General features: G+C 62.4%; 22 protein-coding genes and 1 tRNA gene. 11 read left to right on the top strand and 12 right to left on the bottom strand.

All coding sequences use genetic code 11. From position 1 onward, the window contains the following. Positions 1 to 455: 455 nt before the first annotated feature. From FEZ59_RS18505 to FEZ59_RS18470, 8 genes are all read right to left on the bottom strand, one after another. Positions 456 to 1409 (bottom strand): LLM class F420-dependent oxidoreductase, encoded by a 954-nt coding sequence (locus tag FEZ59_RS18505; RefSeq protein WP_242459870.1) that lies wholly within the window; start codon positions 1407 to 1409, stop codon positions 456 to 458. 61 nt (positions 1410 to 1470) lie between these two features. After that, the gene (locus FEZ59_RS18500) at positions 1471 to 1872 is read right to left on the bottom strand and encodes a nuclear transport factor 2 family protein (RefSeq protein WP_019744799.1); all 402 of its coding nucleotides are present in this window, start codon (positions 1870 to 1872) and stop codon (positions 1471 to 1473) included. After that, positions 1869 to 3590 (bottom strand): class I adenylate-forming enzyme family protein, encoded by a 1722-nt coding sequence (locus FEZ59_RS18495; protein ID WP_172932999.1) that lies wholly within the window; start codon positions 3588 to 3590, stop codon positions 1869 to 1871. The genes FEZ59_RS18500 and FEZ59_RS18495 overlap by 4 nt, the downstream gene beginning before the upstream one ends. 13 nt (positions 3591 to 3603) lie before the next feature. Then, entirely contained in the window at positions 3604 to 4887 is a 1284-nt protein-coding gene (locus tag FEZ59_RS18490; RefSeq protein WP_020908683.1) for an ABC transporter substrate-binding protein, read from the bottom strand. Positions 4888 to 4945: 58 nt separating this feature from the next. Beyond that, positions 4946 to 6034, bottom strand: coding sequence for a branched-chain amino acid ABC transporter permease (locus FEZ59_RS18485; protein ID WP_172932998.1), 1089 nt, complete (start codon positions 6032 to 6034; stop codon positions 4946 to 4948). Further along, entirely contained in the window at positions 6031 to 6927 is an 897-nt protein-coding gene (locus tag FEZ59_RS18480) for a branched-chain amino acid ABC transporter permease (protein ID WP_019744803.1), read from the bottom strand. The genes FEZ59_RS18485 and FEZ59_RS18480 overlap by 4 nt, the downstream gene beginning before the upstream one ends. A 3-nt stretch (positions 6928 to 6930) precedes the next feature. Beyond that, on the bottom strand, positions 6931 to 7644 hold the full coding sequence (locus FEZ59_RS18475; protein WP_020970388.1) for an ABC transporter ATP-binding protein: 714 nt from the start codon (positions 7642 to 7644) through the stop codon (positions 6931 to 6933). Beyond that, positions 7641 to 8444 carry an ABC transporter ATP-binding protein gene (locus FEZ59_RS18470; protein ID WP_069146421.1) on the bottom strand — a complete coding sequence of 268 codons (804 nt, stop codon included), beginning with the start codon at positions 8442 to 8444 and terminating at the stop codon, positions 7641 to 7643. Before FEZ59_RS18470 ends, FEZ59_RS18475 begins: the two co-directional genes overlap by 4 nt. 114 nt (positions 8445 to 8558) lie before the next feature. Between FEZ59_RS18470 and FEZ59_RS18465 the strand changes: the two genes are divergently transcribed. From FEZ59_RS18465 to FEZ59_RS18450, 4 genes are read left to right on the top strand one after another with little or no spacing between them, the layout of a single operon-like run. Beyond that, positions 8559 to 9146, top strand: a complete 588-nt coding sequence (locus FEZ59_RS18465; RefSeq protein WP_019744806.1) for a nuclear transport factor 2 family protein — start codon at positions 8559 to 8561, stop codon at positions 9144 to 9146. Further along, positions 9143 to 9913, top strand: coding sequence for an SDR family oxidoreductase (locus FEZ59_RS18460; RefSeq protein WP_172932997.1), 771 nt, complete (start codon positions 9143 to 9145; stop codon positions 9911 to 9913). The genes FEZ59_RS18465 and FEZ59_RS18460 overlap by 4 nt, the downstream gene beginning before the upstream one ends. Continuing rightward, positions 9910 to 10965: a dihydrodipicolinate reductase gene (locus FEZ59_RS18455; RefSeq protein ID WP_019744808.1), complete on the top strand. Its 1056-nt coding sequence runs from the start codon at positions 9910 to 9912 to the stop codon at positions 10963 to 10965. The genes FEZ59_RS18460 and FEZ59_RS18455 overlap by 4 nt, the downstream gene beginning before the upstream one ends. Beyond that, on the top strand, positions 10962 to 12590 hold the full coding sequence (locus FEZ59_RS18450) for a long-chain-fatty-acid--CoA ligase (RefSeq protein ID WP_172932996.1): 1629 nt from the start codon (positions 10962 to 10964) through the stop codon (positions 12588 to 12590). Before FEZ59_RS18455 ends, FEZ59_RS18450 begins: the two co-directional genes overlap by 4 nt. Before the next feature lie 74 nt (positions 12591 to 12664). Here FEZ59_RS18450 and FEZ59_RS18445 read toward each other — a convergent pair whose 3' ends face one another. The 3 genes from FEZ59_RS18445 to FEZ59_RS18435 are packed head-to-tail and all read right to left on the bottom strand — an operon-like array spanning position 12665 to position 16186. Further along, positions 12665 to 13396 carry a VOC family protein gene (locus tag FEZ59_RS18445; RefSeq protein ID WP_070795857.1) on the bottom strand — a complete coding sequence of 244 codons (732 nt, stop codon included), beginning with the start codon at positions 13394 to 13396 and terminating at the stop codon, positions 12665 to 12667. Next, a complete protein-coding gene (locus FEZ59_RS18440; protein ID WP_019744811.1) occupies positions 13393 to 14910 on the bottom strand; it encodes a carotenoid oxygenase family protein in 1518 nt (505 codons plus the stop codon). Before FEZ59_RS18440 ends, FEZ59_RS18445 begins: the two co-directional genes overlap by 4 nt. Before the next feature lie 43 nt (positions 14911 to 14953). Then, positions 14954 to 16186: an acetyl-CoA acetyltransferase gene (locus FEZ59_RS18435; protein WP_172932995.1), complete on the bottom strand. Its 1233-nt coding sequence runs from the start codon at positions 16184 to 16186 to the stop codon at positions 14954 to 14956. Positions 16187 to 16309: 123 nt separating this feature from the next. Between FEZ59_RS18435 and FEZ59_RS18430 the strand changes: the two genes are divergently transcribed. The 5 genes from FEZ59_RS18430 (at position 16310) to FEZ59_RS18410 (ending at position 21223) form a co-directional block, all read left to right on the top strand. Beyond that, positions 16310 to 17521 carry an acetyl-CoA C-acyltransferase gene (locus tag FEZ59_RS18430; RefSeq protein WP_019744813.1) on the top strand — a complete coding sequence of 404 codons (1212 nt, stop codon included), beginning with the start codon at positions 16310 to 16312 and terminating at the stop codon, positions 17519 to 17521. Next, on the top strand, positions 17518 to 18441 hold the full coding sequence (locus tag FEZ59_RS18425; protein ID WP_172932994.1) for an SDR family NAD(P)-dependent oxidoreductase: 924 nt from the start codon (positions 17518 to 17520) through the stop codon (positions 18439 to 18441). Before FEZ59_RS18430 ends, FEZ59_RS18425 begins: the two co-directional genes overlap by 4 nt. Beyond that, complete coding sequence (locus FEZ59_RS18420; protein WP_172932993.1) at positions 18438 to 19262, top strand: DUF1295 domain-containing protein; 825 nt, start codon at positions 18438 to 18440, stop codon at positions 19260 to 19262. Before FEZ59_RS18425 ends, FEZ59_RS18420 begins: the two co-directional genes overlap by 4 nt. Continuing rightward, positions 19259 to 20125, top strand: coding sequence for an acyl-CoA thioesterase domain-containing protein (locus FEZ59_RS18415; RefSeq protein ID WP_020908689.1), 867 nt, complete (start codon positions 19259 to 19261; stop codon positions 20123 to 20125). The genes FEZ59_RS18420 and FEZ59_RS18415 overlap by 4 nt, the downstream gene beginning before the upstream one ends. 81 nt (positions 20126 to 20206) lie before the next feature. Next, positions 20207 to 21223, top strand: coding sequence for a helix-turn-helix domain-containing protein (locus FEZ59_RS18410; protein WP_021345229.1), 1017 nt, complete (start codon positions 20207 to 20209; stop codon positions 21221 to 21223). Between the two features lie 9 nt (positions 21224 to 21232). Here the strand turns inward: FEZ59_RS18410 and FEZ59_RS18405 are convergent, their stop codons facing one another. Continuing rightward, the gene (locus FEZ59_RS18405) at positions 21233 to 22612 is read right to left on the bottom strand and encodes an LLM class flavin-dependent oxidoreductase (RefSeq protein ID WP_020908691.1); all 1380 of its coding nucleotides are present in this window, start codon (positions 22610 to 22612) and stop codon (positions 21233 to 21235) included. Between the two features lie 242 nt (positions 22613 to 22854). On the opposite strand from FEZ59_RS18405, the gene FEZ59_RS18400 reads away from it, so the two are divergent. After that, positions 22855 to 22927 (top strand) — tRNA-Arg (locus tag FEZ59_RS18400). A 219-nt stretch (positions 22928 to 23146) separates the two neighbouring features. Next, the gene (locus FEZ59_RS18395; protein ID WP_070385542.1) at positions 23147 to 23536 is read left to right on the top strand and encodes a DUF4234 domain-containing protein; all 390 of its coding nucleotides are present in this window, start codon (positions 23147 to 23149) and stop codon (positions 23534 to 23536) included. Positions 23537 to 23606 lie beyond the last annotated feature (70 nt).

Below are 23606 nucleotides of genomic sequence, written 5' to 3'. Positions count from 1 at the left end.
CAACCCCACGACGCAGGTCGGACGATCAGATGGAAGCTCTGATTCCGGAACGTAGCCGAAAACTGATCTCAGAGACGGAATCCGGGATCTGATTGGAGCGATCTCCGTAGCAGGAAGTCTGTCGCCGAAACTGGGTACTGCGACAAATGCTCCATATGCCGCCTGGTTGTCCATACCTTCCACTTCACGTTCGCGGTATTGCATCGGCGAGGGTGAGCCCACGATCCCCCGACCACGCCGCGAGGTAGACCTCGACCAGTTCGACGGTGTTGGGCATCTGCGCCCCCCCAGAACATCCCCCGGCCCAAGCCTGCCTCGGTGAAGCGGACAGTGAGCGAGGTGACTTCGCTCTCCAGTTGATGCCAACCGAGGCGTCGTGGATCTCCCCTGGACAGATCCTCCGATTCGAGATATCCCCGACGAACTTACGTGAGAGTAAGTTCGTCGGGGATTCGTCATACCATCTCGGCAAGAAGTTCCATCGTCACTTGCCCGGCCGGATCCGAATCAGTGGATGAAGGCACGGCAACGACGGTGTCCACACCCACCGCTCGATACGCCTCGAGTTGCTCGCGCGCATCGGCCGCGGTTCCCACGATTCCCACTGTCGCGACCATCGCGTCCGAGACCTGACTCAAGATCTCTCGAGGCGCGGTCCCGGCCCTGGCTGCCTCGATCACGGATGCAAACCCTGCTCGCACGAACATGTCCGAGTACCCGGGGGCAGCGAGATACGGCACAAGCCCACGTCTGAGCTGATCGATCGACATCTGAGTTGGGCCTTCGGTTGCCACGGCCGCCGGCGCCCAAACCGACACCTGGGGCATTGGCGTTTCCATTTCAGCCGCGATTTCCTTGCACCGTGCGATCAGGCGCCCCGCTTGCTCCGGGCTGACCAGATTGAGCACCAGTTCGTCGCCCAACTCCACCGCGGCGCGAAGGGCCTTGTCTCCGAAAGCTGCAACGATCAGCCGCCCACCCGGCGGCTGAAGTCGCAGCCGATATCCGCTGGTCCGCATCACCGTTCCGGCGACTTCGCCCCGCTCGCCGTTCATGAGCGCTCGCACACCGCGGGCGGACTCCGCGAGTGCACGTGCTGCCCCGGATCTGCTTCGCCCATGCCATTTTTCGACCACGACAGTGCTGGACGTGCCCAACGCTATCGACACGTGACGCCCGGTCAGGTCGGCTACCGACGCCGCCCCGATCGCGATCATCGCCGGATCACGAACCGTCACCGCGAGCGGGCCGACCACCAACTCGGAGTGCTCGAAGCCGGCGCCGACTGACGTCGCCAGAGCAAAGGCGTCGTACGTCGCCATCTCCCCCACCCACACTCGGCCGAACCCCAGTTTGTCGGCGAGGCGTGCAGTAGTGGTCACCTCCCGCGGCGGACGGTCCTGCCACAAACCCAAGGAGATGTCGATCGTCGGCAGTCGGCTCCTCGAAATCCCGCTTTTCGAAATCCCGCTATTCGAAATCGGAGACAAGACCCATTCCCTTCAAGAGTGTCGGACGGTCGTAGTACTCGAGCCACTCTGTGACCAGCCCGTCTGCCATGCTGAGGATTCCGACAACAGGAACGACGCCGTGGGTCCCGTCGAAGTGGAAATCGTCCACTCGCTGTACAAAAACCCTGCCGTCGATCACGCCGAGCGACTCGATCTTCAGGGTGATCCGTTCACACTTACTTGCCAGCAATGCAATTCGGCCCGCTACAGCCTCCTTGCCGACAAGAGGTTCCTGCATCACGCTGTGGAGCACACCGTCTTCGGCGAACAGGTCGACGACGCGTGCCCAGTCCATGACGTCCCACGCCTGGAACATCTCACGCGCCAACGCAAGCTTGTCACTGTCGTTCATCACACTCATGCCACACTCTTCTGTCGAAGCTCACGCTTGAGGATCTTTCCGGTCGAATTGCGCGGCAGTTCTTTCCGAATCTCCAGCCGCTCGGGAAGTTTGTACGACGCGATGCGCTTGTCTTTCAGGAACGCAACCAGAGCATCGAGTTCGAGTTCCGTCTCGGGTCGAAGTGTCACCACTGCTGCGACGCGCTCACCGAGCACTTCGTCGGGGTCGCCGATGACGGCCACGTCCGCGACGGCCGGATGCTCGGCGATCAACCCCTCCAATTCGGCCGGAGCGATGTTCATTCCACCGCGGATCACCAGGTCCTTGCCGCGATCCAGGTAGCGGAGGAATTGTCCGTGATCACCGGCAATCTCGAAGATGTCTCCGGTGCACAGGAATCCGCGTTCGTCGAACGGTGACGGCCGATCGCCGAGATAGCCGGCAAAGACCGTCGGTCCGCTGATTCGCAACTCACCCGGGTGCCCGACTTCCGTGATGTCCTCGCCAGTGACCACGTCGACCAAGCGAACGTCCATCCAGTCCGAGATCCTGGTGCTCCAGCGAAAGTTCTCGACACCGAAACGAGGGAAGTACCGTGCGCGGTCGTCCGGATCCGGCATGTCCGCAGGCGAGGAGAGCAGACTGATGCCTTCGTTGGATCCGAAGAAGTTGATGACTCCGATTCCATATCGCTCCTGCCATCCCCGCACCATCGGAGGTTGCAGTGGCACAGAACCCGAACCGATCCGCGTCAAGCTCGACAGATCGACCGCCGCGAGCATCGACTCGTCGGCGAGCAGCATCCACAACAGAGCAGGCGGCGCTACCGTGTATGTAACCCGCTCGGCCTCGATCTGCCCGAGGAACACTCGAAGGTCGAACGGGTGGTGCTGTACCAGTACACATCCCGTGCGGAGCCAGGGCAGGAACATTCCGTTGATTCCGGCCATGTTGACCATCGGGAACGGGTTCAGCAGGACGTCGTCGACGACGATGTCGGGAGCATCGATCGTGGCCCAGCAGATGGCCAGCCACTCGTAGTGCGAACGTGGGACCCCCTTCGGCTCGCTTTCGGTTCCGGAGGTCCAACAGATCGTCATCGCGTCGTTGGGGTCGTTCGGATCTTCGGTGTTTCGTCTGTCCAGAGCACTTCGCTGCGATTCGGTGGCTGCCCGAGGACTCAGCCCCACGACGCCGGTAGGAAGCTCAGCCGGAAGCTCTGATTCGGGAGCGTAGACGAATACCGATCTCAGAGAGGCAATCCGGGATCTGATTGCAGCGATCTCTGTAGCCGGGAATCTGTCCCCGAAGCTGGGCACGCTGACAAATGCTGCAAACGCCGCCTGATTGGCCATTCCTTCCACTTCACGTTCGCGGTACTGCATGGGCAAGGGTGAGACCACGATCCCCAGCGACCACGCTGCAAGGTAGACCTCGACCAGTTCGACGGTGTTAGGCATCTGAACGCCCAGAACGTCTCCCCGGCCCAAGCCTGCCTCGGTGAAGCGCGCAGCGAGCGAGATGACTTCGCGCTCCAGTTCGTTCCAACTGAGGCGTCGTGGATCTCCGCCGGACAACTCGCTGCGGTTCGCCGGATCAACTACGGCAAGCTCGTCCCCTCGGGCCCGCACCTGCGCCCGGAACACGTGATCGATCGTCTCGTCGGACCACCACCCTTTCGAGGTGTATTCGTCCACCTTGACGCGAGGCTGCAATCCCCTGTGTGTCTTGTTCATTCGCGCACTCGATTCAGTTCTCGTAACGGCCGGAAATGTCGATCACGTCGCCCTGCTTCTCGAACGCCTGAGTAGCGGCATTCCACTCGAACGGCTGAAAGGCCAGGATTCCCAACGCATGATCCGCGGTCATCGTGAACTTGATTCCGTCGATGAACATCGGCGGGTGGTAGTCCTGCGTTCGCGCGGCACTCATGATGGTGGCACGTGAGAGTCCGTCGGATGACTGAGAGGCCCGAGTGAAGTTGTCCACCAACAGGTCACCGATGGCCCAGCCGTTCACGGTGTAGCTGTTGGTCGGGGAATCTGCACCGTGAGCCGCTGCACCGGCGAGATAGTCGCGCACCGCCGCGTCGTCCTTGTAGAGAGCGTTGTTGGGATCCTTGAGCCACACCATCACCTGCTGCCCGTCCGCAGCATCACCGGCGGGTGCATACAGGGTCGCACCGTCGACGCAGTTCGACGGCTGAATCACGGTGTCGGGCTTCCATCCGACACGTCCGATCGCCTGAGTGATCGCGAGGCAGTCGGTAGTGACACCGGCGACCACCAAAACCTCGGCGCCGCTGGCCTTGAGAGTCGAAGCCGCCGTCTTGGGGTCGGTCAGCGCCTCCTCCGCCGCGATCTCGAAGTTGGTTCCTTCGATCGCGGACTTGAAGCCGTTGGCGATTCCCTGTCCGGACTCGGTCTGGTTCGTGGCCAGTGCGACCTTGGCGCCGTTCGGATACTTCTTCTTCAAGCTCTCGACCACTACCTCCATCTCGACGCCCGGATCCGGTAGATACTCCGTGGTCCACGGGAAGTCTTCGATGACCCGGAACTCGGGCATGCCTGCCTGCGCGAAGAGCAGCGGCACGCAGGCAGTGGTCTGATCGTCCGCGATGGCGTTCAACTGTCCGGCCCCGAAGGTACCCAGAACGTCGACCTTGTCCTTCTGAATGAACTCTCCGACGTTGGCTTTGGCGCGCTCCGGGGAGAATGCGTCGTCCTTGACCACGACGTCGAGCTTGACGCCGCCGACGCCGCCGGCCGCGTTCTCCACCTCGAACCGTGCTCGCATTCCTTCGATCACGTTGCCGACGGCATCGGCGAGCGGGCCGGACGTCGGCCCACTCCATCCCACCGTGAGTTTGTCGGTGATCGGCGCTGCGGCACCGCTGGGATCACTGCAGTCGTCGACCGATACTGCGCCGGCCGATGTCGACGTGTTGCTCTCTGCGTCGGAGCTACCTCCGCAGGCCGAAAGGAGTAGTGCCGCAGCGGCGATGACTGCGGGAATCGTGGTCTGCCTTTTCATATCGTCCAGTTCCTTGCTGTGAGTTGAGGGAAACGAGAGTGGGCGAGGGAGACGGCGCTCAGGTGCGAGGTTCACCCTCGCGATACTTGGGATGATCGGCGGGAACCACGAGGACGAACCGTCGGAGCACGCTGTTGATCCGTCCGACGATTCCGTCCGGCATCAAGAACACGATCGCGATCAGCACCGCGCCGAACACCACTCCCGACACGGGGCCGTCGGTGACGCTTCCGGTGTAGTACGGCAAGAACACCACTGCCGTTGCCCCAACGATCGGGCCGAATTGGGTTGCGATTCCGCCCAACACCAGTCCGGTGATGAACTCGATCGACTTCATCAGCGAGAAGGATTCGGGTGAGAGCGCGCCGATGTACATCGTGAACAGCGAACCTGCCAGGCCCGTGATCGCGCCGGAAAGCCCGAAAGCGAGAATCTTGACCCGCGCGACGTTGATGCCGTTTGCGCTCGCCGCGATCTCGTTGTCACGCACCGCGACCATAGCCAGACCGAATCGACTCTTGACGAGATTGCGAATCAGGAGCATGACGATCGCCAGAGTCACCACCGACACCCAAAAGATCCAGAGGTAGGTGTCGGCTCGGGTCAACCCCGTCCATTTCGGCGGAACGAGCAGATTTGCGCGAACCACCATTCCGGCGGCACCACCGGTCAGATCCCCGGTCTTGCGGATCACCTCGGGAAATGCCACAGCGACGGCGAGTGTCACGAGAGCGAGATACAGCCCCTTGATCCGCAACGAGGGAAGACCGACGAGAAGCCCTAGTACAAAACACAATACGACCGCCATCGGGATCGTGGTCAACGGCGAGTATCCGCGATCGACGATCAGAACGCCGGTCGTGTACGCGCCCAGGCCGAAGAAGGCAGAATGGCCGATCGACAGAAGTCCGGTGTATCCGCTGACGATATTGAGTCCCGCAATGGCAATCGCGATGATGAAGACGCTCGTGAACTGGCCCACGCGAAACGGCGCGCTCTGTGACGCGAGAAGCAACGCACACACGGCAGCCACCAGCAGAACCAACTGGAGTATCCGGTACGACGCCGATCCGGCGACCACTACCCGCGGTCGCCTGACTGCCTTTTCGGCGACGGTGGGTTCATTTCTCTCGGCAAGCGTCGTCATACCCGCTCCAGTTTCTTGGTACCGAACAGTCCATTGGGTCTGACGAAGAGGATCACCACGATGATCAACAGGGCGGATGTCTGCTGCAGCGAGCCGCCGATGACCGAAATGTAGCCGCTGAGCATCGATTCCAGGACACCGATCGTCAACCCGCCGACCACGGCGCCGACGAGACTGTCCAGGCCGCCGAACAGCGCTGCGGCGGATGCTGCGATGAAGATCGGGAACATGGTCGTGAGACCGAGTTGTTGCGGCGAGAGCGGAGTGACCAGGACACCGGCCAGGGCACCGATGGCAGCTGCTACTCCCCAACCGATTGCGAGTATCCGGCTGGTCGGAACTCCGGCGAGAGTGGCAGATTCGGCATTGTCCGCGACGGCACGCATGTGCAGACCGACTCTCGTCTTGCGAAAGAGCAAGGACATCAACACAAGTAGGACAACGAGCGCCACCAGTACGCCCAGTGCGTCGCCGTAAACACGCGCACCCCCCACCGAGATGTAGTCGGTCGGACCGTTGGGGAACGGGCTCGGCATGATCTTCGTATCGCTCCCCCACAGCATTCCGGCCAACGAGTTGAGCCCGGTGAACAATCCCAGTGCCACGATCAGCACTGCCATGTCGCTTCGACGCTGAACCGGCCGGATGAGCAGACGCTCCATCAATGCTCCGAGCAGGAACCCCAATGCCAGGGCCGCTCCGATCGCCGACCAGATCGGCCAGGACATCGTCGTCAGCCACCAGGCGACAAAGGTTGTGAACAGGGCCAACTCGCCCTGAGCGAAGTTGATCGTGCCGGTGGCGCGAAACACCACCACTAGTGCCAGCGCGAGAATTGCGTAGATCGACCCATTGGTCAATCCGGAGATGAGTCGTTCGAGAAAGAGTGTCACCGTTTACTCCTGGTACCCGAGGTAAGCGCTGCGCACGACGTCGTCGGAACGAAATTCCTCGGGCGTTCCGGCAGCGACGATGGTGCCTACGTCGAGCAGGAAGACCTTCGACGCGAGTTTCATCGCGAGATCGGCGTTCTGTTCCACGATCAGCAGTGCAGTTCCGTCGCTGCGGTTGATCGCACCGAGCGTGTCGAACAATTCGGCGATGACGATGGGCGCCAGCCCCAGGCTCGGTTCGTCGCACAAAAGGAGGGTGGGACGGCTCATCAATGCCCGTGCGACCGCGAGCATCTGCTGTTCACCGCCTGAAAGAGAACCGGCCAACTGTGTGGACCTCCTCGCGAGCACGGGGAATGTCTCACACCACCGCTCGATGTCGGCTTCGATCTCCGCCTTGTCCTTACGAAGGGCAGCGCCGACGAGCAGGTTGTCACGCACCGACAGTTGACCGAGAGTTCCGCGGCCCTGTGGGACAAGGCTGACGCCGGCGGCCACAGCGCGTTCAGGTTTGGATCCCAACGGCGACCCGTTGAAGGTGATCGTTCCCTGATGCGGGATCAATCCGGCAAGCGCGCGCATCATGGTGGTCTTGCCTGCACCGTTCGCGCCGAGAACGACAGCGACCCCGCCGGGTTCCACGTCGAGCGAAATCCCGTGCAGTACATTGCCTCGCCCGTAACCGGCGTGCAGATCGTCGACGCTCAGCAGGGTCATGCGGCACGTCCCAGGTACGCGTTGATCACGGCGTCGTCCTGCTGGATCTCCGCCGGGGTTCCCTCGGCAATTTTGTGGCCGAAGTTCAGGGCGACAACGTGATCGGAGATCCCGAGCACCAATCCCATGTGGTGTTCGACCAGAAGCGCGCCGAAGCCGAAGTCGTCGCGGAGCGAGACGATCAGTTCTCCCAGTTCTTTGACTTCACTGTGCGTGAGCCCGCCGGCAGGTTCGTCCAGCAGAAGCAGCGAGGGCTCGGACATCAATGCCCGTGCCAGTTCGACACGCTTGAGAGTTCCGAACGGTAGACCGGACGCGGGTGCGTTCGCGACGTCGACGAGTTCGAGACGTTCGAGCAGGTACCAGGCCTTCTCTCGAAGTTCTCGGACTCGCGCACGCGCCGGAGGCAGGCCGAGAAGCCCACTCACGAGCCCGAAGCGACCTCGCGACGATCCACCGACCATGGTGTTGTCGAAGACACTCATGCCGCCGAACAGCGCGAGATTCTGAAAAGTTCGAGCGATTCCTGCAGATGCCAACGCATAGGGACGCAATCCCAACAGGTCGGTTCCTTGCCAGGTGATGACACCGCGACTCGGTTCGTAAATCCTTGTGATGCAGTTGAACAGCGTGGTCTTACCAGCGCCGTTCGGCCCGATGAGTCCGCAGATCTGTCCCGCGCGGACGTCGAAGCCGACGGCGTCGAGAGCCGTGACTCCGCCGAATTCGATCGACACATCGGAAAGCGTGAGTACGACCGGTGCATTCCCAGGTTGTGCGGGTGGTGTGTTTCCAAGCATTGGTTTCACCTCCTCGTGACACTTCAATTAACAGTGTGATAGAGATTACTACAGTAAACAGAGGCACTCCGTCAACGTGCGGCCCCCGATCCGGAGCCGAGAAGGGACATCATCGTGAGGTCCAACAACATTCACGCAGTCGACAGCGGCGGGGGCCCAGACGTCAGGGACTACAGCCCGGTCGACGCTCTCGTCGCCAAGCAGGAAATCTACGAGGTTCTGGCTCGTTTCCTCCGAGCCGCAGACCGCGGCGACGTCGAGGACGCCAGGCGGTGTTATCTGCCCGGCGCAACCGAAGACCACGGGGGTGTCTTCACCGGCACCGCCGACGACTACATCGACCACATCGCCGGGGCCATCACCCACCCACGGTCACTGACCACCCACGCAATGACCAACGTCTTGGTCGAACTCGACGGGGATACAGCACACGTCGAGTCCTACGTGCTTGCCTTCGCACGAATCAAGACCTCGGACGGCATAGCCGACACACTCACCGCGGCGCGCCTGATCGATCGCTTCGGTTTCGAGGACGGCAGGTGGGGAATCCGCCACCGCGCACTGCGGTGGGACTGGAACCACGACATGGCCACAGCCGAAGGCTGGATCTTCGGGATGCTCGCGCCTGAAACGTCATTGAAGAAGAGCAAGAAATTCCCCGACGACCTCATCTACACCCGACAGACGCAGGAGAACTCATGACAACCTTTCGCGGAACTCCGGTCGAGGGTGCGACCGTCCTCGTCACCGGCGCCAATCGAGGCCTCGGGTTGGCCTTCGTCCAACAGGCGAAGTTGATGGGCGCAGCCAAAATCTATGCGGGGGTGAGAAATCCCGACGAGGTGCCGGCCGAACTCCGAGCCACCGGTGCGCACATCGTCGAACTCGACGTCACCGATCCAGGACTCGTCGACACTGCCGCCGGGGCGTGCGGTGACACCTCGGTCGTCGTCAACAACGCCGGGCTGTTCACCGGGAATCGGCTGATCGAGGCCGACGACCGAGAGGCCGCTCGAGCCGAGATGGAGGTCAACTACTTCGGACCGCTGACGATGATCCGAGCCTTCGCGCCGGTCCTCGCCGCCCGCGGCGGTGGATCGATAGTCAACGTCTTGTCAGTCGCCGCAATCGCACCCACCGCCTTCATGGGCGGCTATTCACCGGCCAAGGCGGCTGCTCTGTCGCTCGGCGGCATCGCCCGTGCCGAACTCGAACCGGACGGCATCACCGTCACCTCGTTGATCGTCGGCAGTGTCGACACCCGCATGGCTTCACACGTGCAGGGCCACAAGGAAAATCCCCTCGACATCGCCGCGACCGGACTCGCCGCCATGCAACGCGGCGAGTGGACGTGCGACACCGATTTCATGGCAATCGACGCCCGTGCGCGTCTGGCTCGAGACCCGATTCGGTACGAACGCGGACTGGGCAAGCTCCTCTTCGCCGGCGAACTGACCACTCGATCATGAGCGATCCGATTCGTGTTGCCCAGTGGGCGACCGGCGCCATCGGCAAGACCGCGCTCCGCGGAATCATCGATCGTCCCGACCTCGAGTTGGTCGGCCTGTACGTCTACAGCGACGCCAAGGCCGGGCGCGATGCCGGCGACATAGCCAGACGCGCACCGACGGGCGTGATCGCCACACGAGACGTGGACGAGATCATCCGCTCGCGCCCCCAGGTTCTCATCCACAGTCCGCGTTTGCAGATTCCGTACGAACGCCACGACGACGATTTGTGCCGTCTGCTGCGCGCCGGGATCAACGTGATCACGACGGCCGGGCAGCACTTCCCCCGCGCACACGGCACCGAGCGCGAGCACATGTTCGCCCAAGCATGTAAGGAAGGCGATTCGACGCTCTTCGGTGTCGGAGTGAGCCCGGGCGTCATCGGTGAGCGATTGGCATTGGCTCTGACGGGAACATCGATCGAACTGGACCGCATCACGATCGACGAGGTGCTCGACGCTCGCGGCATGCCTGACCCCGACTTCGCGTTCACCGTCATGGGAATGGGTTCGCCCCCGGAGGAACTGGACGGAACCGGGCCGTTGCCCTCGCTGTACGCGTCGCTGTATCTGGAGACCATCGCGTTCATGTGCGAACGTCTGGGGATCACCTACGACGAGGTCGTATCCGATCACAGGGTCGTTGCGGCGCGAACGGATCTCGACGTGGCCGCCGGACGCATCGCCGCCGGAACCGTCGGAACCACCGAATGGCGCTGGCACGCAATGGTCGACGGAAAGCAGTTCCTCACTCTGGCCATCATCTGGACCATGGAACCCGATCGTGAGGAATACGCGGGGCGCGATCAGTGGGAAGTCCATCTGTACGGCAAACCCGAGATCGTGATGACCGTCAATCTCGTCGAACCACAAGATCCGAACAGCCGGACAACCGCCGGTCAGTTCATCACTGCGGGCCCGGCACTACGCGCCGTCGAGCATGTACTCGCTGCTCCCACCGGCATTTTCGAACCCCCTGTCTTTGCCCCCTTCAGATTGGAGCATTCAGCATGACCACTCAGCCGACGGCCGTAGGTTCGACTGCCACCCGTGAACCCGCCACCCGCGAACCTTCTGTGAACGCGCTCCTACCCGATGGTCGCCCCGTGCAGAATCTCGAAGACTTGCTGCGCAGCCGGGCGATTGCCAGTCCGGAGAGCACCGCCGTCATCTCCGATGACGGCCGTACCAGTTTCCGCGAGCTGGACATCGAAGCAAATCGTGTCGCGAATGCACTTCTGCGCGATGGTGTTCGAACAGGTGACCGGGTGGCGTACATCGGCGCCAATGCACCGTCTTTCCTCTCCGTCCTGTACGGATCTTCGAAGATGGGCTCGATTCTGACGGCCGTCAACAATCGGCTGGCACCGGGCGAGGTCGACTACATCCTGAGCAACAGCGAGCCGACCGTCGTCGTACTCGGAGCAGGCGATGAGGGCCTCTCCGACGTCGCGGCGGCGGTCGGTAGCGTCCGGACCGTCGTCACGGTGGACGGTTCCGCAAACTCGGTCTCGTGGAGCGACTGGCTCTCCGGTGCCGGGGACGACGACCCAGGAGTGTCACGCCTTCCCGACGATACCGCGCTGATCTTCTACTCGTCGGGAACCACCGGCCACCCCAAGGGAATCGAACTCACCGGCGCGAACCTCGGCCGCGCCCTCGCGACCATGTATCACCTGCTCGATCTCGACACCGATTCCGTGGCCATGTGCCCGGTCCCGTTCTTCCATGTGGCGGGGCTGGGTCTCGCTCTCGTCACGACGCTCGGCGGTGGCGCTCTACTTCTCAAGACCATCGCCGGTCCGCTGGAGCTGGTGGCGCTGATGCAGGAGTACCGGGTGACTCATGCGGTCGCTGTTCCCGCGGTGATCAGCGTCCTCACCTCTCTTCCTGCTGTGCGTGAGGCGGATTGGAGTGCCCTGCAGTTCCTGGTCTACGGAGCGGCGCCCATGCCGCTACCCCTGTTACAGGACGCCACCAAGGTTTTCGGATGCAGCTTCCTGCAGGCCTACGGACTCACCGAGTCGACTGGCGGCGTCACCATGCTGACCCCCGAAGATCATCGGGCGACCGACGAGTCGACCGCGCATCGGTTGAAGTCCGTCGGGCAACCGATGTTCGGCGTACCCATCCGCATCGTCGATCCCGTGACGCTCGAAGACGTCCCGGTCGGTACCCGCGGCGAGGTGGTCATCGGCGGCGCACACGTCATGAGGCGCTACTGGCGCAACGAGGCAGCCACTGCGGCCACCATGTTGGACGGCGACTGGCTCCGAACAGGAGACGGCGGATCGTTCGACGAGGACGGGTATCTCTACCTCCACGACCGCCTCAAGGACATGATCGTCTCCGGCGGTGAGAACGTCTATCCCGCCGAGGTGGAGAGCGTTCTCTCCGGCCACCCCGACATCCGGGAGGTCGCGGTAGTCGGCATTCACTCCGATCGGTGGGGTGAGACTCCCATTGCGGTGGTCGTTCGTTCGGGCGATTCGGCTGTCACCGAAGCTGAGATCATCGAGTGGTCACGCGAGCGACTGGCGCACTTCAAGTGCCCCAGTGCAGTTCAGTTCATCGAGGAACTGCCACGCAACGCGAGTGGGAAGCTTCTCAAGACTCGTCTGCGACAGGACTTCGCTTGAGTCCATGACAAGAATTCGGGGCCGGTCGCTTTGAGCGATCGGCCCCGATTTCTGTCGTTCGATGTGAAGCTGGCTCAGCCTGGGTGAATCCGGAATTCGACGCCGCCGACGATCAGGCCGGGCTCGACGGTGTTCGCTCCGATCGACGCCGCCAGATCGACCGCACTGAGCATCGACCGCTCGCCCGGAACGAACGACACGGCGCGCGACCCCAGCGCAATCGAGAGTGATCGCGCCGAATCCAGTTTCTTGCCGAACACTTCGGCCCACAGCGCCGCCGTCTTGGCCGGATCGGGAGAGGACACGTCGACGCCGAGAATGTCGTCGACCCGTGGATCGAGGGAAACCTCCTTCTCCGTCTGGTCCCAGAACCACTCGTCGGCGTCGGGAATCTCGTCGAGTTCTACGAGCAGTCCGAGATCACCGGGATGAAGTTGGACGATCCGGTGACCGTAGGCCTCCAGATCTGCCACCGTCCGAACATCGGCCGCAGCTGCACGTTCCAGATAGGGCTCGATGTTCGAAACCTGGATCGAGAGTGCATAGCCGCCCTCCCCTCCGCCCTTGCGGATCCATCTCGCCAGCGAGACCCTCTCGTCGAGCGGTGCGACGATCTCGAGAAATGCCTGCGGCCCGACGGCCAAGGTCTCGTCGGCCAAACCGATGTCTTCGAGCAGTGGATCTGCGAATCCTGGTGCCAGATTCAACGCTTCACGTAATTGTTGACCGGTCTTGTCCAGGTCTCGTGCACCGATCACCACCTGCCGCAGGATCTCCCACGTGCCCGCGTCGTGCGTGCCCGTCACAGTCCGACCGCTTCGGCTGCGGTGTCGGCACTCTGCCAGCGTCGGAGCTCGGCACCCGGCGCCCACGTCGAGTGGGTGCCACTCGAAATCCGTTCGGGAAGGCGAAGTTTGCACAACGGTCCGTCTCCGACGCGGGCAGCGTCGAAGATCAGGCAGAAGGACGCGTCCTCGTTCATGTCGGTGGTCAACGTGATGAGATAGCCGTCGTCTTCGGCGGTACCACCCACGCGTGGTGCCATCGAGGTCTCGCTTCCATACACGCCGTCACCGAAGGAGAATCGTTCCTCGTTCCCCGTCAGCAGGTCGTGTTTGACCAAGCCGTCGAACAGGAACCACGACGGCTTACCAGAAGCCGCATAGGCGTATCGGTACTTCTCACCCGCGAAATTGCCGTTCATCATGCCGAATTCGGTGATCGAGTCACTGAGTTGCTCTTCACGCGTGGCTCCGGTGACCAGGTTCAAACGCCAGCGGTGAAGCCGGGTCTGCATGCGATCGAGAGCGAGGAAACGGAAGGCGCGCTCCCACTGATTGCCCATACCGTTGTCCGACGGCTCCGGATCACCCTGGTAGAAACCGTCCAGAACAATCTCGTCCCCCTCTTCGTAGGCGTTCACGAAGTGCAGGACGTAGGTCGGATCGGCCTCGAACCACTTGATGTCAGCGGTGTTTCCGCGGCGTGGGATGACTCCGAGACGGAGCGGGATATCGGGATGGAAATTCGCGACGTGCGCGCCCTTCTCCAGTAGAACCGGATCCCAGAACAAGGGGCAGTCGTTGAGGATCGCGTAGTTCTCCGTGAAGGCCATGTCGTGTGGCAACCGCGGACCGGGAAGCGGGACGTCGACGTAGTGGACCAACTCGTTGGCCGAGTCCACGACGCCGTAGTGCATGTACGGCGCTTCCTTGCTGTAGTTGAAGAACAGCATTTCTCCGGTCTTGTCGTCCACCTTCGGATGCGCGGACACACCCCATTCGAAGGGGAACTTGCCGTTCCAGCTTTCCTTTCCGAGTGTCTCCGCCGACATCGGATCGAGACGATACAGATCTCCGCACTGGTAGAAGCTGGTGAGAGCAGTCCCCCGGTGAACGACGACGTCGGTGCTGGACGCGTCCTTCATCCGAGTGCGCGCACCCTTGCCGCCCTCGGGGCGACTGAGTTTGGGAGACTCGGCGAGTCCGGCCCACAAGGCGCCGCCGGCATCCTGCTCGGCCGCCAACCCGTCAGTCCGTACGAATCGATTGCGGTAGAACGACTCTCCGTCACGAAAGCCCACGATGTGAATCATTCCGTCGCCGTCGAAGGGATGATAAGCCTTCATCGAGGGATGGAGCGGATTCTCGGTGTTGCGCAGGTAGACACCGTCGAGGTCTTTCGGAACCTCACCGAATACGACTTCGAGGTTGTCCGCTTTGAACTCGGTGGTCTGGGGTTGCCACGGGCCGGTGCGATACGGGTGATCGTCATCGGCGGGAAGGGTGGACAACAACTTGCCTACGATTTCGACGTCCATGGAATTCTCTTTTCGACTGATGGGGAAAGGCTGGGCTGCACTTTCAGGAAACTGCGTCGACGACAAAACTGACGGTGGTGGCCGTACTTCCACCGAAGTTGAGCGTCGCAAAGCGGCTCGCACCCTCGACTTGGAAACCGCCGGCCGTTCCCGTCACCTGATGGGCCGCGTCGAGAAGCATTCGAACACCACTGGCACCCACCGGATGACCACCGCCGATCAGACCGCCGCTGGGGTTGATCGGTAGCTTGCCGCCCATGGCGATGTCACCACTCTCGATGGCTTTCCACGACTCGCCGGGCGCGGTCAGACCGATGTGGTCGATCGCGAGATACTCACTCGCCGTGAAACAATCATGTGTTTCGATCCCGTCTATCCCGGCCAGGTCGACTCCGGCCCGGGAGAAGGCACCCATCACCGCATCCCGAACGTGTGGCATCACGTAGGGATTATCGGCGTCGCGGGCCAGCTTCTGCTCGAGACCTAAACCAACAGTCCGGTGACCCCAGCCCGCGATCTGGGCCAGCGGAGTCGCCGCGGCATCAGGATGCTCGCGGAGGTACTTGTCCGTCACCAGCACAACCCCGGCGCCACCGTCGGTCACCTGGCTGCAATCGAATCGTCGAACACCGCCTTCCACAACAGGATTGGTGGCTTCGTCGCCGCCTGCATTCCCGAGCAGATCGGGTACCGCCCAACCGCGTGTCTGTGCATTGGGGTTGTTCTTCGCGTTCGCGAAATTGATCTGCGAGATCGCGCGAAGGTGAGATTCGTCGATCCCGTAGCGCCGCCCGTACTCCTTCGACACACGATCGAACATGTACGGCCACATGAATTTTGCTTCCTGACCTTCGTGTCCGACCCAGGCTGCAGCGCCCAGATATCCGGCCGCGTCATCACCCGGAACCGTCTTCTCCAGTTCGATACCCATCACCAGAGCCGCGTCGTAGTTGCCGGCGCGCAGGTCTGCCATCGCCGCAAGTACAGCGATACTGCCCGATGCGCACGCCGCCTCGTGCCGGGACGAGGGCACACCCCATAGATCTGGATGCACGGTGGCGGGCATCGCACCCAGCTGACCTTGGCCGGCAAACAATTGACCGAAGGCATTACCGACGTGGATCACCTCGATGTCAGTGGCAGGAACCTTCGCCGCGGCCAGGGTGTGGTTCGCCACCTCTTCGGCAAGGTTCGCGAAATCGAGTCCCTCGCGGGTGAAGTTCCGTGCGAAGTCGGATTGATACCCGCCGAGAATCCAAATGTTCGAAACAGTCATGACCTCTCCCCTTGCCGATCCGGCATCGGTGACGTCACCGAGATACCCGTGCATCGGCGGTTGTAATTTCATCGCAACCGTACTACAACTAGCAGAGTAACTCTACTAATTGAAGGGTTGAAAATGACTGATGCTTTTGTCCTCGACTACGTGCGCACACCGCGCGGCCGAGCATCGACGCGAGGTGCCCTCCACGAACACAGCCCAGTCGATCTTGTCGTCCACCTGGCCAAGGCTTTGCAGGGTCGAACGAACCTCGCCGCAGAGCAGATCGACGACGTCGTTCTCGGTTGCGCATCGCAGGTGGACGAGCAGGGCGCGAACATCGCGAGAACTGCCGCACTCCTTGCCGGTTGGGGCGATTCCGTTCCCGGCGCGACCCTCAATCGTTTCTGCGCATCCGGTGTCGACGCAGTCGGCCAGAGCGCAGCCCGCATTCGCAGCGACGACGTCTCCCTCGTCGTGGCCGGTGGCGTCGAAAGCGTCTCCCGCACTCCGATGTTCAGTGATCGCGGACCGCTGTGGACCGACCCGGCAACCATCGCGCAGATCGGCTCCATCCATATGGGTGTTGCCGCCGACTTGAATGCCACGATCGAGGGGTACTCCCGCGACGAGTTGGATGCGTACGGCGTCGAAACCCAGCACAAGGCTGCCGAGGCCTGGCGCAACGGCGCATTCGAGCGGTCCGTTGTGCCAGTTCCCGGCAGAAATGGTGAAGCCGGAATCGCGCACGACGAACTGGTCAGGGCAGAGACGACGGCAGAGGGACTCGCAGCGCTGCCTCCGGCCTTCGAAGGGCTCGGCGCCGCCGGTCAGGATGCACTCGCGCTCGCCGCCTACCCTGAGGTCGGCAAGATCGAACACCTGCACACCGTCGGATCCTCTCCCGCCATGGCCGACGGCGCAGCACTACTACTCCTCGGATCCGAGAAAGCCGCGGCCAGAGCCGGCCTGACCCCTCGCGCACGGATCATCGGATCCGCCTCGACTTCGGTGAATCCGGTTCTCATGCTCACTGCGGGCCAGAGCGCCGTGGAGGCAGTCATCGCTCGAGCCGGGCTTCGTCCACAGGACATCGACGTGTTCGAGTTCGCAGAGGCCTTCTCCGCGCTCTGCCTACGGTTCCGCCGCGATCTTGACGCCGGGCCGGACCGCATGAACCCCAACGGAGGCACGATGGCGATGGGCCATGCATTCGGCGCCACCGGAGCAATTCTCGTCGGCGCGTGTGTCGACGAACTGGTACGGAGCGACGGACGCTACGGTGTGGCCGCGGTCAGCGGCGCCGCCGGTGTCGGAGTCGCGGTGCTCGTCGAACGGATCGCCTCGTGACCGCCAGTTCACTCTCGGGCCGCGTTGCCGTCGTCACGGGAGGGGGTAAGGGCCTCGGCCGTGCCGTCGCACTGCATCTCGCGAGCCGAGGGGTCACGGTGATCGTCAACAATCGAAATCGCACCGTCGACGCGAGCGGCCGGGGCCCTGCAGATCAGGTCGTCGACGAAATCCTCGAAGCCGGTGGCCACGCCGTCGCCAACCACGACGACGTCACCGACCCCGAGGTCGGTCGAAAGTTGGTGGACGACGCTCTCACTCGGTTCGGACGACTCGACTTCTGCATCACCAGTGCCGCGGTCAGCGGTCCACAGATGCTCCATCGCACCACCGCCGAGAACCTCAGCACCGTCATCACGACAAACGTCGTCGGGACCGCGCTGGTTGCCGCTGAAGCCTCCCGAGTGATGCGCGAGGCCGGATTCGGGCGCATCGTGATGATTGCCTCGACCGCAGGACTGCACGGCGAACCCACCGTATCCGCCTACGCCGCCAGTAAGGGTGCCGTCATCGCATTGGGCCGCACCGCGGCCGGCGAAGGTGCGAGTCGCAATGTGTTCACCAATGTCGTACTGCCCTATGCCACTACGCAGATGACCGAATCCGGAATGGATTCACGATTCATCGACATCATGGGTGCCGACCTGGTAGCCCCGGTGGTCACTGCTCTCGTCGATCCCGAGTCCACGACCAACGGGCAGGTGATCGTCACCGCAGGTAACGGAGTGCGTTCGGCCGACGCCGTCGAGGGCTCGACCGAATTCTTGCCCACCACCACAGAACTCGATGCCAAAGCGCTCGACGCACTGCTCGTGACCAGCCGGCTCGGCACTCCTCACACCTATCCGAGCGCACAGGAAGCCTTCGCGGACTTCGCTTCCGAACTGCTCGACCACCACAATCAGAAAGCGCGCGCATGACCGACATCCCATTGGGCGACCTTGCACTGAACTTCGGTGTGAGCGCACTCGCCGTGCTCGTCTTCATCGCAGTCGTGATGGCCGTAGCCATCCGGATGAACAATCACTCGATCATCGACATCTGTTGGGGGCCTGGCTTCGCCGTCGTCGCCGTCGTCTCGTACCTGACGTCCATCGGAGCGGACGGCAACGATCTGCGTCGCCTCGTGGTGCTGGCACTGACCGTGGTGTGGGGAATGCGACTCGGCCTCTACATCGGCTTCCGAAACCGTGGGCACGGGCAGGACAAGCGCTACACTGCCCTGCTAAAACATCAACAGGGACCGCTGGTTCCGTTCCTGATTCGCAAAATCTACGGCCTCCAGGGCGTTCTCATTCTCGTGGTGTCGCTGCCGGTCCAGTTCGCGATGTACGAGTTTCGCGCCCTCGGAGTCCTCGGCGCGATCGGCATCGCAGTCTGGACCGTCGGCTTCGTCTTCGAATCGGTTGGTGACTACCAACTTTCCCGCTTCAAGGCAGATCCGGCCAATTCAGGAATGGTGATGGATCGTGGACTCTGGGCCTGGACCCGGCATCCCAACTACTTCGGTGACGCATGTGTCTGGGTCGGACTGTTCATCCTCGCACTTGGTGATCCATTGGCGCTGATCACGATCGTCTCGCCGATCGTCATGATCAAACTGCTGGTGAGCTACAGCGGTAAGGCCCTTCTCGAACGCGGCATGCGCAAGAGCAAGGGGCAGGCCTACGACGACTACGTCGCCCGGACCAGTGGCTTCTTTCCCCGTCCACCCCGTCCGGCACGAAACCACGCGTCGTGAGCGCCCCCACGAGTGGTCTCGCTGACGTCTTCGATCTGGAATCGACCGGCCCGGACCGGTGGCAAGGGTCGAACGACGGTGTTCGGCTACCTCAGTTGTTCGGCGGCCAACTGGTCGCCCAGTCGATTCTCGCAGCCGGGCACACGGTTACCGACGGCAAAGCGATCAGTTCCGTCCACACGCACTTCCTTCGCCCGGGGTCGACGAATCGCGCGACCGAGTTCTCGGTAGATCGCCTTCGGGACGGAAAACGCCTGTCCACCAGAGGCGTCGACGTCCACCAGGACGGACGACTCGTCTGCCGTTCGACGGTCTCTGCTTCCTCGATCGACGAGGGCATCACTCACAGTCGCGCCGTACCCGCCGCACTCCCGCCCGCTGAGTGCGTGACGTTGCAGGAGTTGGCCGAGGCAGACGGTGGGCTGGGTGAGGTGTGGGAGGAGTTCTCCGCCATCGAGATTCGTGTGTCCCCCCTCGATTCGCAGTCCCCCACGACGCATTCGGCGGCGCCTCCGCGCAACATCTGGATGCGTTCGGCTCAGCGACTGAGCGACGATCCGCTGATTCACGTCGCTGCTCTCGCCTATGCCAGTGATCTGATGCTGATGGCAACCGCGCTGACTCCGCACGGCTACGACATCGGGCAGGAGCACTCGCTCGATACGGATTGGACGGGCGTGTCCCTCGATCACACGATGTGGTTTCAGCGTCCCGTGCGAGCGGACGAGTGGCTCCTCTTCGAGCATTCGACACCCACTGCTCATGCCGGCAGAGCAGTCGTGAATGCCGCGGTCTTCGATCAGTCCGGACTCCAGATCTGCCAGATCACCCAGGAAGCGTTACTCATTGCCCGTATCGAGTGATTCCCGACTCTTTCTGCAGACCACTCGGTACGGTCTCGCGGTGCCGCAGGGTTCGCGGCCTATGATTTCGGGGTGGTACGAGTGAATGCAACCGGATCTTCGGCGTCGGCCGGATCTCCGACACCCACGCCGTCGGTGGGCGTCACCGAGTTGCCTGCGGGCGGACCCAACGCACTGGCGGTCACGCTCGGGCTACTGGGAGACGAGTGGAACCTCTGGATTCTGCGGTTCGCCCTTTTGGGGTCGCGTCGATACAACGACTGGCTGGCTCTCGGGGGAATCTCCAACTCCGTGCTGTCCTCACGGTTGGCAGTCCTGACGGCCGGCGGAATGCTCGAGCGCCGGGAGTACCAGCAGAACCCGCCGAGGCACGAATACTCGGTCACTCGCAAAGGCCAGTCGATCTGGCCGGTCCTCATCACCATGTGGTCGTGGGAGAAGCAGTGGGCACCGAATGAAACCGCGCCACTACCGCCACTACGGCACAGCACCTGCGGAAACGACTTCACTCCGATCCTGCGTTGCAAGGAGTGCGGCGAGGACGTCGACGTGCGATCCCTGGACTCCCAAATGGGGCCGAGTGGGGACTTCTCACGCAGTGTGCCCGAAGCAACGTCGAGGCGCCGCTCCACCAAGTCCGAACGCCGACCGGAAATCCTGGCTCACACGATGGAACTCGTCGGCAATCGCTGGTCGGCAGCGATCATCGGGGCAGCTTTCCGAGGTGCCCGTCGTTACGGAGAGTTCGCCGAGATCACCGGTGCGCCGCCGGCAATCGTCGCCGATCGGTTGAAGCACCTCACCGAGATCGGTGTGATGGAAACGCGGCCGCTTCCGGATCGCCCACAGTGGTCGGAGTATCGACTCACCGACAAGGGAACCGCGTACTTCCCCGTCGTGATGTGCATGATCTCGTGGGGTCAGCGCTGGTTCAGATCCGCGGACGGTCCGGACATCGTTCTCCATCACAAGGCGTGTGGAAAGCGGTTCGAAGCAAGGCTGGGTTGTAGTGCGTGTGGTGAGGAACTGAGGTCTTCGGACATCGAGGCGATCGACCTCACCACCTCGGTGCACGTGCCGGGGTCCGGCTGGTCCTGAGATCCCCACTCAGCCGGCAGTGCGGATCCGGTCGAAGCTCCGGCCTCGGTGTTCGAGCGGCAGCCTGTCCCCTCGCCCGAACAATTTGTTGCGCAGCGTCCCCGCTTCGTAGTCGCTCTGGTAGGCACCCCTCCTCGTCAGCTCCGGAATCACATGCTCCACAATGTCTTCGAAGGTTCCAGGAGTCACCGCGTACGCGAGATTGAAGCCGTCGACGTCGGTCTCGGCAACCCACTCCTGCAACTCGTCGGCGACCTCCGCGCCGGAACCGACAACGATCGGGCCGAGCCCGCCGATACCCGCCCACTCCGCGATGTCTCCCACCGTCCATTCGCCGCCCTTCTCGTCGGCCTGACGAAACGATGCGACCGCGGATTGAATGGCGTTGCTCTCGACGTTCCCGATCGGCTCGTCCGCCCGGTATCCGGAGAGATCAATTCCCATCCACCCCGAGGTGAAAACGAGTGCACCTTCACTACTCGCGTAGCTGCGGTAGTCCTCGAGCTTCGCCTGGGCCAACTCGGGGGTTCGGTCGGTGATGATCGTCAACAGTGTGTAGATGCGGGCCGAGTACGGATCGCGCCCGACCTTCGTCAGTTCGTTTCGGATTCGGGCAACGGTGTCTTTGAGAATCGCCTTTGTCGGTGCACCCACAAAGATCGCCTCCGCATTCTCCGCGGCGAACCGAACCCCGCGTGGCGACGCGCCGGCCTGGAAGATGACCGGCGTCCGCTGCGGAGAAGGTTCGGAGATGTGGATGCCCGGAACCGTGAAGTGCTTGCCTTCGTGCTCGATCGGGTGAACTTTGGCGGGGTCCGTGTAGACCCCGGTAGTTCTGTCACGCACCACCGCGTCGTCTTCCCACGACGTTTCCCACAACTTGTAGAGAACTTCGAGGTACTCGTCCGCGTGGTCGTAGCGATCGTCGTGCTGGAGTTGGTCGTCCTCGCCCATGTTCCGTGCAGCCGACGGGAGGTATCCGGTGACCACGTTCCACCCGATTCGCCCGTTCGTCAGGTGGTCGAGGGTGCTCAAGCGCCGAGCAAACGGGTACGGATGCTCGAAAGCTGTACCTGCGGTGATACCGAAGCCCAAGTGCTCGGTCACGGCCGCCATCGCCGACGCCAGCAGTAGCGGGTCCGAGACCGGTACCTGCGCGCCCTGCCGCAGCGCTGCGTCGTGATTGCCGCCGTACACGTCGTATGTTCCCAACACATCAGCCAGGAACAGCCCGTCGAATCGTCCACGCTCGAGGAGCTTCGCCAATTCCGTCCAGTACCTCAGATCCGTGTACCTGGACGACTGGTCCTCCGGGTGGCGCCACAGACCTGGCGATTGGTGGGCGACGCAGTTCATGGCAAAGGCGTTGAAGCGGATTCTGCGGGTCATTCCCGCACCATGCCGTGCCTGCACCGCAGTGACCACCATTGCGATCAGTGCGATCGGTTCGGCTCCTGCTTGCACCCGGCGATACCGTCGACTTCGCGACCTCGTCGGCGGGCCGCTACACTGACTAGCGCAGCTGTGACGCCCGAGGCTTCGTGCCGACAGGTCGAGCGGATGCAACAGTAGTATCGGGAAGCGAAAACCCCGGCAGCACAGGGTTTTCAGCACTTGTCGGTACGCTCCCCGCCCTCGTAGCTCAGGGGATAGAGCATTCCTCTCCTAAAGGAAGGGTCGCAGGTTCGAATCCTGCCGAGGGCACATTTGGAATCTCAAGCGCAGATGGGAATGCGTTCTCAAGCAACGAACAATTGCGTCGGCCTGATCTCGGGCGCCGCGCTTTCCCGCGTGATCACAGCCAAATTTGGGTTTGAAGTATGCGAGTCACTTCGATCGGCTGATCATAAATCCCGTCCGTCTGGTTTGATAACTGCACACTCGCCGAGCAAAGTGCGAGCAACAGACTCGAAGGACAGCGTAATGACGCAACAAGGGATTCAGTTACCGGTTCAGCAAACCCCGATTCGGAAACAAGGGCCGTGGGGTTTGTGGTGGCTGACGGTAATCACCTTCGGAATCTATTACCTCGTCTGGTACGACCGCATCAACGGCGAACTGGCAAGCTTCACGGGGAATCAACGTGAGGGCTGGACGCGCTGGTGGTCGCAGATCATCCCGTTCTACGGCCTTGTGGGACTATCCCGTACGGCGAAGCGGCTGAACCAGGCCCACGGGATTGTGAACTCGTCCGTGACGGTCTCCCCGGTGACGACTTGGCTATGGGCACCGGCATGGTTCGGATCGCAAACGCGTTACCTGCAGCGACGGATCAACACCCTCGCCGACATCCAGGCGAGTCACAGAATCTAACACCATCGAGCGGAGCCCCCGCCTGGAGAGGTGGGGGCTGTCCCGTCTCGCGGAACCAGTAATGTCTCGC

Source organism: Rhodococcus sp. MS13, from assembly GCF_013277835.1.
GTDB classification, from domain to species: Bacteria; Actinomycetota; Actinomycetes; order Mycobacteriales; family Mycobacteriaceae; genus Rhodococcus_F; species Rhodococcus_F erythropolis.
Note: the sequence above shows the minus strand (reverse complement) of the source record. Positions and strands in the feature narration are given on the sequence as shown.

Coding starts and splice junctions, on each gene's coding strand:
- FEZ59_RS18450 (WP_172932996.1), top strand. CDS start 10,962: ATGACCACTCAGCCGACGGCCGTAGGTTCGACTGCCACCCGTGAACCC.
- FEZ59_RS18475 (WP_020970388.1), bottom strand. CDS start 7,644: ATGACCCTGCTGAGCGTCGACGATCTGCACGCCGGTTACGGGCGAGGC.
- FEZ59_RS18485 (WP_172932998.1), bottom strand. CDS start 6,034: ATGACGACGCTTGCCGAGAGAAATGAACCCACCGTCGCCGAAAAGGCA.
- FEZ59_RS18405 (WP_020908691.1), bottom strand. CDS start 22,612: ATGACCCGCAGAATCCGCTTCAACGCCTTTGCCATGAACTGCGTCGCC.
- FEZ59_RS18460 (WP_172932997.1), top strand. CDS start 9,143: ATGACAACCTTTCGCGGAACTCCGGTCGAGGGTGCGACCGTCCTCGTC.
- FEZ59_RS18435 (WP_172932995.1), bottom strand. CDS start 16,186: ATGACTGTTTCGAACATTTGGATTCTCGGCGGGTATCAATCCGACTTC.
- FEZ59_RS18490 (WP_020908683.1), bottom strand. CDS start 4,887: ATGAAAAGGCAGACCACGATTCCCGCAGTCATCGCCGCTGCGGCACTA.
- FEZ59_RS18395 (WP_070385542.1), top strand. CDS start 23,147: ATGACGCAACAAGGGATTCAGTTACCGGTTCAGCAAACCCCGATTCGG.
- FEZ59_RS18455 (WP_019744808.1), top strand. CDS start 9,910: ATGAGCGATCCGATTCGTGTTGCCCAGTGGGCGACCGGCGCCATCGGC.
- FEZ59_RS18420 (WP_172932993.1), top strand. CDS start 18,438: ATGACCGACATCCCATTGGGCGACCTTGCACTGAACTTCGGTGTGAGC.
- FEZ59_RS18440 (WP_019744811.1), bottom strand. CDS start 14,910: ATGGACGTCGAAATCGTAGGCAAGTTGTTGTCCACCCTTCCCGCCGAT.
- FEZ59_RS18495 (WP_172932999.1), bottom strand. CDS start 3,590: ATGAACAAGACACACAGGGGATTGCAGCCTCGCGTCAAGGTGGACGAA.
- FEZ59_RS18470 (WP_069146421.1), bottom strand. CDS start 8,444: ATGCTTGGAAACACACCACCCGCACAACCTGGGAATGCACCGGTCGTA.
- FEZ59_RS18430 (WP_019744813.1), top strand. CDS start 16,310: ATGACTGATGCTTTTGTCCTCGACTACGTGCGCACACCGCGCGGCCGA.
- FEZ59_RS18500 (WP_019744799.1), bottom strand. CDS start 1,872: ATGAGTGTGATGAACGACAGTGACAAGCTTGCGTTGGCGCGTGAGATG.